Here is a 13,294-nt window from a genome sequence, read left to right as displayed (position 1 = left end):
GACTACTTCCTCCCCCAAACCTGGCGGATCAGTTCTTCGATCTCGCCATTGACCTGGTTCAGCGAATCCATGGCGCGATCGTAGGTGCCGCGGACGAATTGCGAGCGCTCGACTTCGTAAAGTGTCTGCTTCGTCACGCCGGCATCGGAAATGGCCGTCGATTTCACCATCGCGTTCTGCAGCATGCGATTGCCGAAAATGGCGCGCATGAAACCGGTCATCTGGCTTTGTGGACCGTCATTCGGCTCGAAACGAGTGACGAGATAGCGCATCCAGTCGTAACTGGTGCGACCACCGGCCTTCTCGACGACGCTCATCAACTCGCTCGTCATCGACAGGAACTGCGACATCGACATGACGTCGAGCATCTGTGGATGCACCGTTATCAGTACGGATGTCGCGGCGCAGAGCGCCGACATGGTCAAAAAGCCGAGCTGCGGCGGGCAATCGATGACGACGATATCGTAGAAACTCTCGATTTCCGACAATACGTCGCCGATGCGCGCGAAGAAGAGGGTCTCGGCAGCACCCCCCATCATCATTGCCTTCGGAGTCTCGTGCTCGAATTCCATGAGCTCGAGATTGCCGGGAATGAGGTGAAGGTTGGTGGTGTAGGTCGAACGCACGATGTCGGCAATCGGCCGCGGCTCGTCGTAGCGGATCGCGCCGTAAAGCGTTTCGCCTTCGCCAACGTCCAGTTCCGGCTGGTGGCCGAAGAGGGCGGACAGCGAGGCCTGTGGATCGAGGTCGATCGCAAGCGTCCGATAGCCGCGCAGCGCCAGATATTGGGCAAGGTGGGCAGATGTCGTCGTCTTCGCCGACCCACCCTTGAAATTCATCACCGAGAGCACCTGCAGCTTCTCGTCGCCGCGGCGGTGTGGGATATATTTGCCGGATTTTCCGCCTTCATCGAGAACGCGGCGGATGCGTTCGATGTCCTCAACGGCGTACATGCGCCGACCGTTTGACAAGGGAGCAGGCCCGTGGCCCTCTGAGGCAACCTGCCTTAGATAGCCTTCACCGATTCCAATGAAGGCGGCGGCTTCGGCAGGACTAAAGAGGCGCATGGCCTTTTGAGCTTGCGGAGGGAAGATCTTCTTTTGGTGCTGCTGCAGCTGATGCGCCAGTTCCAAAGCGTCGGCAGCCAGAAGCGTCGGCAGATGCTCCTGTACGTCGTGACCTTGAATTTTCTGTTGCAACATTGAGTTCCCCAAAAACTGCGCAAAAATCGTCATATCGCGACAATCTGCGCAGCTGCACTATGCTCCGATTCGGTTCGGTTTTACAAATGCCTAGCGAATTATACCCAACGCCCTATTTTGCCGGCAAATGAACGCCTGTTCCCGGGCCAGTTGTCCGCGGACAACTGGCGTTTTCATGTTGCGAGGTGTCAGGGCTGGCGGCGCCATTTCCCGGCCGGCGTGAGAAGCTCTAAAAGAGTATAGAATTTATAGACTATTGACAGGTGAGCTGATTGTGTCACCATTGCGTCCATCGGAGACGAGACGCGAGAAGGTTCGCTATGTTCTATCTTGGTGGAATGACCCTTGGCTATCTGGCGCCGCCGCCACCCAAGGCGACACGGCAGTCGAGAGTAGAGATTGAGCCGGCACCGGTTGAAAAGTCTGACTGCGAAGAGTCTGATCGCAATCAGGAATGGGCGCGTGCATTTCTGACGCCCTGGCATCTCCTCTATTGACCATCAGGTATTGGCGCTTGCCGCGCTACGGATGTTGACAGCTGTCAACAGTGCGCCAGGGATATCCGTCGCTATGGTGGAAAAGCACGAAACAGCGAGAGAAGGGCTGTTTCGCCGCCGGGAAATGATTAAGTTCGGTGTCATGGACACCAAGCAAGACCGAACCGTTTCGAACGATCAGCCCGACGATGCCGTCGACACTCAAGGGCAGACCTTGTCTTTGCATCAGCGTATCCTCGGGGACGTGGAAGGACGCATCCTCTCCGGCGAATGGCCGCCGGGCCATCGCATCCCATTCGAACACGAGCTGACGGAACAGTATGATTGCTCGCGGATGACTGTGAACAAGGCGCTGACCGAACTGGTCAAGCGCGGCTTGATCGAGCGGCGTCGCAAGTCGGGCAGTTACGTCACCTTTCCCCAGGTGCAGTCGGCGGTCATGGAAATCCACGACGTCAAGCTCGAGGTCCAATCGCTGGGTCTCGATTACAGTTTTCGACTGGACGAGCGAAAGATCCGCAAGGTGGAAGGCCGGGACGTCGAACGCCTGGATCTTCCGGCATCGGCGAGACTTCTGGAGGTAACGTGCCGGCACTTTGCTGGCGGTCGTCCTTTTTGTTTCGAAGAACGCCTGATCAGTCTTGCGGCGGTGCCGGAGGCGGAAGCGGAGTTGTTTGAGGCCGCAGCGCCCGGTTCATGGCTGCTTGGCAAGGTGCCGTGGAGTACGGCCGAACATCGCATTCGCGCCGTCGCGGCGAACAAAATGGCAGCGCAAGCGCTCGACATTTCGACCGGCACTGCCTGCCTGGTCATCGAGCGCCGCACCTGGAGCGGGCGTGCGCCGGTCACGCATGTGCGGTTGACCTATCCTGGCGACCGCCACGAACTTGTTGCCCAGTTCGCGCCGAGCCAAATCGGATAGCCGGCTAACGCTCCTCTATCCTGCTGACGTCCCGCCAGTTGTCCGCGGACAACCACTATTCTCCGACCGCGCGCAGAACCGGTGCCGGGCCATTGCCGGAAAAGGCGAAGACCTCGATCGGTTCGCCAATCCCCCTGACCGGATAGGAACCCAGATGCTCCATGCTGGAGGCGCAGCCTGCCAGTTCCACGAACGCCCGAGACAGAAGCACGGGCCGCTTTGTTTCCTTGGTCAGGTTCTCCAGCCGCGAGGCGATGTTGACGGCGGGGCCGATCACCGTGAAGTCCAGCCTGCGGCGCGAACCGATATTGCCGTACATGACATCCCCGACATGGACGCCGATCCCGTAGCCAAGGGGTTCACGGCCCTTTTCGAGGTTGTCCTTGTTGAGAAGGGCGATTGCCGCTTCCGCCTCACGGATTGCCTGCAGTAGATTTTCGGCGGCATTGGCATTGCTGAGCGGAAAGATTGCCAACAGGCCATCGCCCATGAATTTGAGGATCTCGCCCCCGTGCCGCTCGATCGGTTCCGACATCGCATCGAAATAGGAGTTGAGCAGATCGATCACGTCGTCACGCGGCCAAAGATCGGAGAGTTTCGTGAAATTGCGCAAGTCGCAAATCAGGATGGCGGCACCGACCGTGACACCGCTGCCGCGCGTCGTGGCGCCGGCGAGAATCTGCTCGCTGGCATGCGGGCCGACATAGGTTTCGAGCAGCGTGCGCACGAACCGGTTCTTCAGCCGAATTTCGCTGACCAGCGCCAAGGCGGGCAGAAGATCCGAGAGAAAAGCGACGTGCTCGTCCTCGAAGCCGCCCTTTCGGTCGGTGGTGAAGGTCACGACGTGGCGTTTGCCGAGCGTGTGTTCAAGCGGCCAGGCAATATATTCCGTCAGTCCTTCGGCCTTCAGGTCGACATAAAGCGAGTTCTGAGCGTGCTCTTCCGCGAGCGCTTCCAGGTTCGTGCGAACCTCGGTGCCGCCGTTGTTGATCACATAGAGCGGGCTGTTGAGATAGAGCGCGGTGTTTTGGGTTCCATAGTCGTAGAGGTCGATTTCAGCCTCCGCCAGGCCCTTGCGCCAAAGAATGCGGGCACCGAGCCACTGCGGATGATTGATCCGGAAATGCAGCGTCGCACGCGCAACCGGGACACCTGCCGCCTGAAGCCGTTCGCACATTTCAACGAGGATGTTGTCGATAAACCGTTCGTTGCGCGTTTCGATGATCAGCCAGTCGAGCACGCTTCGGCGTCGAGTCGGCCAGTTTCCTTCCTCAAGTGAAGGGGAGGGGACCTGCGAAGACATCTGCATTTGCAATTCTCCATTCTGGTCGAACGCTCAGCCGCTCTTCCGGCGAACGTTTGCGATGTATCGCTGCAAATGTGGAGCATCAGTGGCGCCTTGATAAGGGGGAGGCGCAAAGCTTTTGAGGAAAGGCGATTACTACCGCATGTTTCCTTTGATCGTCGCTGGCTACAGAAGAAAAACATGCAGCAATTCAAAGTGCTACGGTGGCCTTTGTGCGTGTGTTGGACGCGCGGCGCCGTAGGGCCGTGGTCACACGGATGCCGGTGTCGACTGCTGCGCCGAGCGGCCTCCGTCGAGCTGCGGCAGTTGCAGCCGTACGCGGGCGCCCCGCCACGGGCCGGCAAGAATATCGATGCGGCCGCCGTGCAGGCGGGCGATCTCCCGTGCCAGATTGAGCCCCAGGCCGGCACCGGTGGACCGCGGGCGCAAGCGATAGAAAGGTTCGAAAACGCGTTCGCGCTCCTCGACAGGAATGCCAGGCCCCTCGTCCTGGATTTCAAGGCCGCCCTCGGCATTGACCAGCACGGTGATCGTGCCGGTGCCGCCGCCATGTTCTATGGCATTGCGCAGGAGATTGGCGAGGGCCTGTTCGATCTGGCGTGGCCTGGCGCTGACACGCGCCATCGGCACCTCGGTTTCGAACGCCAGTTCGTAGCCGGCTTCGAACGCTAAAGGCGCAAAGTCTGCAGCGATGGTTCTTGCGAGGGCAACGAGGTCCACCACCTCGAGCGCGCCACCGGCATGCTCGAGCACCTGTCGATCGAGGAGTTGTTGGGCGAGGTGAGACAGACGTTCGATATCCAGCCGCAGACGGGTGTTTTCCGGAGCCTCCTGGAGAAGTTCGGCCCGGGTCCTCAGGATCGCAATCGGGGTGCGCAATTCGTGCGCCGCGTCGGTGAGGAAACGGTTGCGCTGGTCGTATCCCTCGCCCAGCCGTGCCAGTGCCTTGTTGAAGGCGCGCACCAAAGGCGCGATTTCGGCCGGTACCTGTTCGGTCTCGAGTTGGACCGCTCGATTGTCGATATCGATGCGGCCGGCCTGATCAGCCGTCGATATGAGGCTCGCCAAGGAACGCCGAACGACCGCCGGCGCCGTGACCAGCGTGGTCACGCCCATGACCAGAACGATTGGCAGCAGAAAGCACAGGATAAGCAGTGCGATCATCGGAACGACCTCGGTCCAGGTCGTCGTGCCGTCGAGGTCGCGCGCCATGTCGACGTTGATGCTGATCTGCACGTCCAGCGGTCCATTGTCGCGTCGCGAGGAGACGGTCGAGGCGATGATCTGGACGCGGCCGGCGTCGGTGTCGGCGTTGTGAAGGACCGCGTCCGGCAGCGTTCCGCCCTCATCGAAAAGCAGCTTCGCGCCCTCCACGCGTCGCAGCAGGTCGCCACCGCTTTCGTCATAGGGAGGAGGAACGTTTCCCTGTCGCAGAACCTGACCGGCATCGTCGCGGATGATGAACCAGAGATTGGGGTGGGACTGGCGCAGCTCACGAAGGTCTTCGGTCTCACGGACGATCAATGCGCCGCTCGCATCGCGCCCGACGGCGCGGTCGAGAACGTCCACCGCCGCTTCGTCATCGACGAGAAGGCGCGGCTGGGCGATGAACATGGCCAGAAAAAGCAGCCCGATAAAGACAAACAATGTCGCGGCCTGCAGCAGGATGAGGCGGCGCACGAGCACCCATTGCAGCGAGCGGGGCCGAGCCTTCGTCATGTCGTTGCGCGCAGGAGATAGCCGAGGTTGCGGATGGCCCTGATCTCGACCCCGGCACCGACATCATCGAGCTTTCGACGCAGGCGCGACAGATGCGAATCGAGCGCATTGGATCCGATCTCGTCTTCCATGGCGTAGACCGATTCTTCGAGCGTCGCCCTAAGCACCGTGCGACCCGGCCGACGCATCAAGGCTTCGAGCGCAAGGCGCTCTCTGCGCAAGAGATCAAGCGGCTTGTCGTCGACGGCCGCTTCGCGGTGGCGGAAGTCGTAGATCAGGCGTCCAACCTTGGTTTGCTCAGCTTTCAGTGAGACCGGGCGGCGGGCGAGCGCCCGCAAGCGGGCCATGAGTTCTTCAACGGCAAACGGCTTGGAAAGATAGTCGTCGGCGCCGGCATCGAGCCCGGCGACCCGATCGTTGATCGACCCCAATGCGGTCAGCATCAATATGGGCGCTGCGACCCCGAGGTTGCGCAGTTTCGGAATGAGGTCCAGCCCCTCGCCATCCGGCAACCGGCGATCGAGCACGACGACGTCATAAGGCCAGAGCTCGGCGACGGCTTCGGCATCGGCCAGCGTCGAGACGTGATCGACGATCACCTGACGCCGCTCCAGCGCCGCCTTCAGGGCCGAGGCCATTTCCGGCTCGTCTTCCAGCAGCAGGATGCGCATGCAATTTCTCCCGATTACAGGTATTCCTGAGCAGATCAATCAATGAAAACATTCATAAATTCAAATACTTACAACAGGTCCCGTGTACCTTGCCGGAAGGGACTGAAGCCGTCACTCGCATTCCAGCTTCGGCTGGCGGAAATTGGTGATGTACCAACGGCCCTGCTGCATCCGGGCATAGAAAGTGTAGAAGCATTCCTGTTCCTCGACATAGCCCGGCGTCGTGTACTCCTCGTAGCGCATTCCGCGCCGGGTGTCTCTGATTTCACCGCTCGACGTGCCGGAGACGACATTCGTCGAGATCTTGCGCCATTGATAGGCTCGCTCGTTCCAGCCGAGATCGAGAATGTTCGTCGGCGGGCCGTAGTCGATGATGACGGATTCGACCGGCTGGCCGATGTAGGTTTTCATCGTGTCGGAAGCGCAACCGGTCAGGAAAATGGCGGCGGCGAAGCATGCGAGGGCGCGACGCCCATTGCTGAAGAACATGATGGATCCCAGTTTACCTGCGGCGTCAGGCGCCACCCGGACACACAAAGCCTGCGGTCGTTCATTGACTTGCCGCTTCCTCTGATCGATCGCGAGTCCGCAGTGGTGCAGCGAGAGACCGGGTGCTAAAGGCGCAAGATTACAGGGACATTGCGGGATCCGCGGCAACAGCGCAGGACGTAGGCGTGCTGCTATCGGACCAGGATCGAATCGGAGGATGCGGTGGCTGGCGATGGGCAAGACGATGCAAAAAAGTTGCAGGCCTTAAGAAACGATATTGCGCGTGCTTGGCGTCGTTCTGATCGAGATCAGGGCCAACGAAAACCTGCTGGAGGCGCAGATGCTTGCGGACGTCTTCCACAACGTTCCGGCCGAAATTTCCAGTGGATTCACTGCAGAGGCGATCGAGGCCAAAGTCATCGCCCGGGCGGAGAGACTTAACTGCCAACGGCAAATAGTCGCAATGTTCAACTCTGGGAGACGAAAATCGCTAATAAGCTAAGCGACGCCTTGGATCGTGCGCTATGGACCGTAAGCCGGTAGGCCGCTGTCAGGCGGCGCGGTCCGCTTCGTTCGGCGTGGCACTCTCTTTCGCATCCGCCGCGTAGACGAGACCGGGCAACACGATCCATTCGCCGGAGCGAAGTGCCAGTACGTCGAAACCGCCGCCAGGCAGACGTGGCGCAACGCCGACGAAACGGTAGCGTAGGCCGTCGTGATCGGTCACGGCTTCTCGGATGGGGCGGCCGGCAAGGTAACCGATGACAGCGCCTTCGAACGCGGCATCTGCGAGCACGAAGTATTCCGTCGGCAAGCGTCGGCTCGCCTTGGAGGTGAGTTTGAACCCGTTGGTGAATTTCATCGTCTTGCTCGTTGTGAGGCGCCTCGCGTAACCGGGGGAGGGCCGGTGGTGGCGCAGGCTGCGCTCTTTTTTTGCTTTCGCGACCCGCGGCTACGGCGGATACCCGCCAACCAAAACCAGGCCGTTTTCTGTAAAGATGGAACGTGCCGAGGGCTCCGAGGGTTCCGGGCGGAACGGCGCGTCTGAAGCCATCGAAAAGCGGCGCCATGAAGGCGAAGCCATGACACCGTGCGGCATTTGCTCGCCATCTCCTGTTAGCGCGAACGGAGGTAGGAAATCGTTTGGGAAGATTGGCCAGGCGAATAAGGGAAACATAAGGGCCGGTGCACCGGGCGACGCTTTGGGGGCAAGATCGCTGGCATTGGCGAGGGCGCGCCTTGGCCAATCGCGTCAAAAAAATTCTGTTCCCACCGTTGGATCGTTTCGCTCGGCCATATTCTCGACACCGAGATTGTTGACCTCTCCGGCAGGCTGGGACCACCCGGCGCTCACTGAGCGCCCGCTCTCGCTTCCTATCGGGGAAGCAGGAGCGGGCGTTTTGCGCCTATTGAAAGATCATCCACTTGTCATTCGACAGACCCTCCGGGCACGTCACGAAACGAATCGTGCTGCACTTTCCGGGCTTTGAGCCCTTGGACGCAGTCAAACATCAAGCGCGCTACAAGCGATCCGCGGTGAAGACTGCCACCCTTCACGATTTCAAGGTCCAGGTGGGACCGGTGCAGATCGAAGGACCCAGCCGCTACTTCGATGTGGACAGTCAAGGCGCCGATTGGCGAACGATGAGCCGCGTCTACGTCTTCGATCACGACGAGATCGTCAAAAGCCTGAATGGCCGATCGACGCTGCACAGAATGGTTTCGGGGTATTTGAATGCTGCGCGGGTCGTCTGGGAAGGTGGCGCCTTGTCCTACTTCAAACATGCGTGGCGCTTCGGTCTGTTCTTCCTCTTTCCGTTCCTGCTGGTGGCAATCGGCCTTGCTCTGAGCGTGCTGATCGCAACCGCGCCCTACTGGCTCGGACTTGACACATCGCTTCTGATCTTAAGCGCAATCGTCGCATATGTGGTCTTCTTCCGGCTCCTTCTTCCCTGGTCCGACAGATGGCACACGCTGCACCTTTTTTCCGATTGGGAGCTGGCGGTCGCTGTCGCCAGTCTGGAGAAACCCTATTTCAAGCAATGGGTTGAAGATAGCTTGGCGTCCGTACGGGCTGCTCTTGCCGAGCCCGCCGACGAATATGTCATCAGCTCCCACAGCATGGGTTCCAGCATCGCCACCCAGGTCATCGGCACTTTGGTGGAAAGAGAGCCCAGCCTGTTCGCGGGAAAACGCATCACCTTCGTCACCCTCGGCGGCGCGATTCTGCAATGTGCGCTGCTTCGCTCGGCCGAGGTCTTGCGGGCACGGATCGGCGCCATCGCCCGTATGAAGGAGATCTTCTGGTTCGACGTTCAATGCCTGACCGATGCGATCAATTTTTACAGATGCCAGGTCGTGGCACTCGCCGGACACCACGATGCACCCCAGCCGCCGATCGTCTTCATCCGGTTAAAGCACATGCTTTCATCGGAGCGCTATCGCAGGATCAAGCGCGATTTCCTTCGGGTTCACCGGCAATATGTGCTCGATGCCGACGTCCGAGCGCCCTTCGATTTCACGCTGATGACGGCCGGTCCGCGCCCGGCCGCCTCGTTCGCCAATCCGAGCTGATAGAGACATCTCAGGATTTCAGCAGGGAGATGCCGCTTTCCCGGTCAAAGAGATGCAGCCCTTCGGGTTCGACCGCGAAAGCGACGGCGTCGCCCGGCTTTGGGCAGGCGCTGGCCTTGACCAGCGCGCCGATTTCCTTGCCGGCAAAGAGGAAGGTCACCAGCGCGTCGTTGCCGTGAAATTCGACGAGATCGGCGATGCCCGAGATAAGATTGGACCCCGTCTGCGCGATCTTCAGATCGGCCGGCCGGATGCCGAGCACTAGCGACTGGCCATGGCGCAGGGCGAATTTTCCATCCGGAATCGAGAAGCTGCCACCGGCGCTGCGCAGCAACCACCCGCCTTCGGTCCTCTCGGCGGTGACGTCGATGAAGTTCATGTTCGGCGTACCGATGAAGCCGGCGACGAAAAGGGTGCGTGGTCGCTCGTAGATTTCGGCGGGCGTGCCGACCTGCTCGATCGCGCCGCCTTTCATTAGCACGATCCGGTCGGCAAGCGTCATCGCTTCCAGCTGGTCGTGCGTCACGTAAATGGTGGTGGTCTTCAGCTTCTGGTGCAGCCGCGCGATCTCGACGCGCATGTGGTTGCGGAGCTTGGCATCGAGATTGGAAAGCGGCTCGTCGAAGAGGAAGACCCGCGGCGTCTTGATCATGGCGCGAGCGATCGCCACGCGTTGCTGTTGACCGCCCGACAACTCGGTCGGCTTGCGCGCCAGATAGGGCTCGAGCCCCAGTGTCGCGGATACGGCGCGAATGCGCGTGTCGATCTCCGCCTTCGGCACCTTCATGCGTTTCAGCCCGAAGGCGATATTGTCGTAGATCGTCATATGCGGATAGAGCGCATAGTTCTGGAAGACCATGGCGACGCCGCGGTCGCGCGGCGGCAGGTCGTTGACCGTCCGGCCTCCGATCGACACGGTGCCGCCGGAGATGTCCTCAAGACCGGCGATCATGCGCAGCAACGTGGATTTGCCACAGCCGGAAGGCCCGAGAAACACGATGAATTCGTGATCGGCCACATCGAGGTTGAAGCCCTTGATGACGTCGACGGCACCGTATTGCTTGTCGACGTTGGAGCAGACGATATGCGCCATGGCTCAATCCTTCCCGCTGTCCATGAGGATCTGCAGCTTGATATCGGTCGGCCGCGCCGAGGCGGCGCGTTCGAAGGCCTTGATGCTGTCTTCGAACCGGAACGTGTCTGTGATCAGTGGTTTCAGGTCGACCTTGCCGGAGGCGATCAGTTGCAGAGCCCGATCGAAGATGTTGGCGTAGCGAAACACCGTCTCGATGCGGACCTCCTTCGAGATCGCCCCCGGCACGTCGAATTGCACGGCTTCCACCGGCAAGCCGACCAGTACGATCGCACCGCCCGGTCGGACCAGATCGAAGATCCCTGAGAACGCCTTGGCGCTGCCGCTCGCTTCGAAGACGACATCGGCACCCCAGCCGCCGGTCTCGGTGGCAATCACATCGGCAAAGGAGCCCTCGGCGATGTTGACCGGGGTGATGCCCGGATATTGCGCGGCGATCGCCAGTTTCTCGGCGCTGAAATCGGAGATGAAGACGCGGCTGCAGCCACCGGCCAGGGCGGCGAGCGCCACCATGATGCCGATCGGGCCGCAACCGATGACAGCGGCGACATCGCCGGGCGCAATGCGCGCGCGGGCGGCTGCCTGCATGCCGATCGCGAAGGGTTCGACCATGGCGCCTTCGGCAAAGGAGACGTTGTCAGGGAGCTTGTAGGTGAAGGCGGCGGGGTGCACGGCGAAAGGGGCGAGTACGCCATGGACCGGCGGTGTCGCCCAAAAGCGCACCTTCGGATCGACGTTGTAGATGCCAAGCTTGGCGGCGCGTGACGCCAGATCGGGAATGCCCGGTTCCATGCAGACCCGATCGCCGACTTCGAGCGTTTCGACATTGCTGCCGACGGCGACGACGGTGCCGGCCGCCTCATGGCCGAGCACCATCGGCTCGCGCACCACATAAGGGCCGATGGCACCGTGGGTGTAATAATGCACGTCGCTGCCGCAGACGCCGACCGTGTGGATGGCGATCTTGACGTCATCGGGGCCGAGCTCCAGGGGGAGATCGATCTCCCTGAGCGCGAGCTTGCCTTTTTGCTCGAGGACCAATGCTTGCATGTGGGATTTCCTTATTTTCACCGTGTCTCGGTTTTCATTGGGTCTTGCGCTTGAAGGCGCTGTTGAGCATGCCGCTGAGAACCCCGATGAAGAGCAGGGGCGGGATGGAGAGCAGCACGACGGAAGCATTGAGGATGCCCCAGGGCACGTCACGGCCGAGCTGGGTCAGTTCCGAGGCGACGATCGGCAGCGTCTTGGCGTCGGACGTCGTCAGCATCAGTGCGATCAGGAACTCGTTCCAGACGAGCACGAAGGCAAAGGCGACGGCACCGATCAGCGAGCGGAGCGCGATCGGCAGCGCGACCAGGAAGAAGACCGCATAGGGGCCATAGCCATCGACGCGCGCGGCCTCCTCGACCTCCTTCGGCACGCGGGCAAAGGCCGGGACGCTCAGCCAGATGATGGTCGCGAGCGTCAGCAGCGAATAGGTAACGATCATCGACAGACGCGTGTCGTAAAATCCGAAGTCGAGCCAGATCACCATCAGGGGAATGGCGATCGCCACCGGCGGCAGGAAACGCAGCGACAGAACGAAGAACTGGATGTCGCGCGACCACCGGTTCGGATAGCGCGCGATCGCATAGGCCGCCGGAAGCCCGAGGATCGCGCCGATCAGCACCGAAGCGCCCGATATCAGCAGCGAATTGACGAGACCGGCAAAGACGCTTTCGCGCCCGAGCACGTAGGCGAAATTGTCGAGTGTCGGCTCGAAGATGAAGAGCGGCGTCGGCGTGACGATATCGACACGGTTCTTGAAGGCGTTGAGCGTCGTCCAGAAAATTGGAAACACGGCCGAGAAGGCGGCGAGGCCGAGGATCAGCCGGCCAATGAAGCGGCCAAGGGTGTGGGCGGTCATCACTGAACCCTCTTCCAGATGAAGGTGAACGCGATCGAGGTAGCGATCATCATCAAAACAGCCATGCTGGAGGCATAGGAGATGCGGCCGGACTCGATGAAACCTTGCGAGAAGGCGTACATGTCGAGCGTCTCGGTCGCGATGCCGGGGCCGCCGCGGGTCATGACATAGATCAGATCGAAGGCGCGCAACGACTCGATCATCTTGACGAAGGCGAGCGAGATCAGCGGCGCCTTCAGCATCGGCAGCGCGATGAAGGTATAGATTTCGAAGGTGCGGGCATGGTCAAGCCGCGCTGCCTCGAAAGGCTGCGGTGGCAGGGTTTCCAGGAGCTTCAGCACGATGACGGCGAAGAACAGGCCCCATTGCCACACGTCCACCAGCGCCACGGTCGCAAGCGCCGTCGCCGGATTGGAGAGCAGGTCGAGCGGCTCGCCGGTTATCGCCTTGTAGGGATAGGTGGCGATGCCGTAGAGCGGATGGAAGGCAAACTTCCAGACGAAGGCGGCGGAAACGCGCGGCAGGATCACCGGCACCAGAAACAACAGCGCCAGCAGGTTGCGCATGCGCGGCGAGACGCATTCGAACAGCAGGATGCCGAGGCCGACGGCGATGAGGAGGGTCATGCCGACTGTTACCGCTTCCCAGGTCAGCGAGACGCCGATCGCGTTGATGAAGCGCCGATCCGAGAAGAGGTCGACGTAGTTCGCGAAGCCGACGAAGCTGCCATCGGGACGGCTGAGCTCGCGGTTCTGGAAGGATATGTAGATCGCATAGGCCGTCGGCACGAGAGCCAGAACGGCAAGGATCCCGATCGCCGGGGTGAGGAACACCGCCGGCAGGCTGTTTTTCTGTTTCATATGATGATGTCCTGCGGCTAAGCGCGAGGCGCTCCCTATGGTGCGGGGCCACCGG

14 protein-coding genes are annotated in these 13,294 nt (G+C 60.8%); 4 read left to right on the top strand and 10 right to left on the bottom strand.

Annotated features, from left to right (window positions below):
- Nucleotides 1–2: 2 nt before the first annotated feature.
- Nucleotides 3–1,199, bottom strand: coding sequence for a plasmid partitioning protein RepA (gene repA / locus QM996_RS29125; RefSeq protein WP_500270515.1), 1,197 nt, complete (start codon nucleotides 1,197–1,199; stop codon nucleotides 3–5).
- 323 nt (nucleotides 1,200–1,522) lie between these two features.
- Here repA and QM996_RS29120 point away from each other — a divergent pair, with 323 nt between their 5' ends.
- Nucleotides 1,523–1,699 carry a hypothetical protein gene (locus QM996_RS29120; protein ID WP_500270417.1) on the top strand — a complete coding sequence of 59 codons (177 nt, stop codon included), beginning with the start codon at nucleotides 1,523–1,525 and terminating at the stop codon, nucleotides 1,697–1,699.
- 142 nt (nucleotides 1,700–1,841) lie between these two features.
- Complete coding sequence (gene hutC / locus QM996_RS29115; RefSeq protein ID WP_500270514.1) at nucleotides 1,842–2,621, top strand: histidine utilization transcriptional repressor HutC; 780 nt, start codon at nucleotides 1,842–1,844, stop codon at nucleotides 2,619–2,621.
- A gap of 55 nt (nucleotides 2,622–2,676) precedes the next feature.
- Here the strand turns inward: hutC and QM996_RS29110 are convergent, their stop codons facing one another.
- From QM996_RS29110 to QM996_RS29095, 4 genes are all read right to left on the bottom strand, one after another.
- A complete protein-coding gene (locus QM996_RS29110) occupies nucleotides 2,677–3,930 on the bottom strand; it encodes an adenylate/guanylate cyclase domain-containing protein (RefSeq protein ID WP_334197325.1) in 1,254 nt (417 codons plus the stop codon).
- A 246-nt stretch (nucleotides 3,931–4,176) separates the two neighbouring features.
- Nucleotides 4,177–5,646, bottom strand: a complete 1,470-nt coding sequence (locus QM996_RS29105) for a sensor histidine kinase (RefSeq protein WP_334197324.1) — start codon at nucleotides 5,644–5,646, stop codon at nucleotides 4,177–4,179.
- On the bottom strand, nucleotides 5,643–6,317 hold the full coding sequence (locus QM996_RS29100; RefSeq protein WP_334197323.1) for a response regulator transcription factor: 675 nt from the start codon (nucleotides 6,315–6,317) through the stop codon (nucleotides 5,643–5,645). Before QM996_RS29100 ends, QM996_RS29105 begins: the two co-directional genes overlap by 4 nt.
- 111 nt (nucleotides 6,318–6,428) lie before the next feature.
- The gene (locus QM996_RS29095) at nucleotides 6,429–6,806 is read right to left on the bottom strand and encodes a hypothetical protein (protein WP_334197322.1); all 378 of its coding nucleotides are present in this window, start codon (nucleotides 6,804–6,806) and stop codon (nucleotides 6,429–6,431) included.
- Nucleotides 6,807–7,083: 277 nt separating this feature from the next.
- On the opposite strand from QM996_RS29095, the gene QM996_RS29090 reads away from it, so the two are divergent.
- Nucleotides 7,084–7,308: a hypothetical protein gene (locus tag QM996_RS29090; protein ID WP_500270416.1), complete on the top strand. Its 225-nt coding sequence runs from the start codon at nucleotides 7,084–7,086 to the stop codon at nucleotides 7,306–7,308.
- A gap of 48 nt (nucleotides 7,309–7,356) precedes the next feature.
- Here the strand turns inward: QM996_RS29090 and QM996_RS29085 are convergent, their stop codons facing one another.
- On the bottom strand, nucleotides 7,357–7,668 hold the full coding sequence (locus tag QM996_RS29085; protein ID WP_334197321.1) for a hypothetical protein: 312 nt from the start codon (nucleotides 7,666–7,668) through the stop codon (nucleotides 7,357–7,359).
- A gap of 563 nt (nucleotides 7,669–8,231) precedes the next feature.
- On the opposite strand from QM996_RS29085, the gene QM996_RS29080 reads away from it, so the two are divergent.
- Nucleotides 8,232–9,380 (top strand): hypothetical protein, encoded by a 1,149-nt coding sequence (locus QM996_RS29080; RefSeq protein WP_334197320.1) that lies wholly within the window; start codon nucleotides 8,232–8,234, stop codon nucleotides 9,378–9,380.
- Between the two features lie 10 nt (nucleotides 9,381–9,390).
- Here QM996_RS29080 and QM996_RS29075 read toward each other — a convergent pair whose 3' ends face one another.
- From QM996_RS29075 to QM996_RS29060, 4 genes are read right to left on the bottom strand one after another with little or no spacing between them, the layout of a single operon-like run.
- Nucleotides 9,391–10,473, bottom strand: a complete 1,083-nt coding sequence (locus QM996_RS29075; protein WP_334197319.1) for an ABC transporter ATP-binding protein — start codon at nucleotides 10,471–10,473, stop codon at nucleotides 9,391–9,393.
- Between the two features lie 3 nt (nucleotides 10,474–10,476).
- Nucleotides 10,477–11,523 (bottom strand): NAD(P)-dependent alcohol dehydrogenase, encoded by a 1,047-nt coding sequence (locus QM996_RS29070; RefSeq protein ID WP_334197318.1) that lies wholly within the window; start codon nucleotides 11,521–11,523, stop codon nucleotides 10,477–10,479.
- A 34-nt stretch (nucleotides 11,524–11,557) separates the two neighbouring features.
- A complete protein-coding gene (locus tag QM996_RS29065; protein ID WP_334197317.1) occupies nucleotides 11,558–12,379 on the bottom strand; it encodes a carbohydrate ABC transporter permease in 822 nt (273 codons plus the stop codon).
- The gene (locus QM996_RS29060; RefSeq protein WP_334197316.1) at nucleotides 12,379–13,239 is read right to left on the bottom strand and encodes a carbohydrate ABC transporter permease; all 861 of its coding nucleotides are present in this window, start codon (nucleotides 13,237–13,239) and stop codon (nucleotides 12,379–12,381) included. Before QM996_RS29060 ends, QM996_RS29065 begins: the two co-directional genes overlap by 1 nt.
- Nucleotides 13,240–13,294 lie beyond the last annotated feature (55 nt).

This window comes from Sinorhizobium chiapasense (genome assembly GCF_045277575.1).
GTDB classification, from domain to species: domain Bacteria; phylum Pseudomonadota; class Alphaproteobacteria; order Rhizobiales; family Rhizobiaceae; genus Ensifer; species Ensifer chiapasense_A.
The sequence above is the reverse complement of the archived record's forward strand: the minus strand, read 5'-3'. Positions and strand labels throughout refer to the sequence as shown.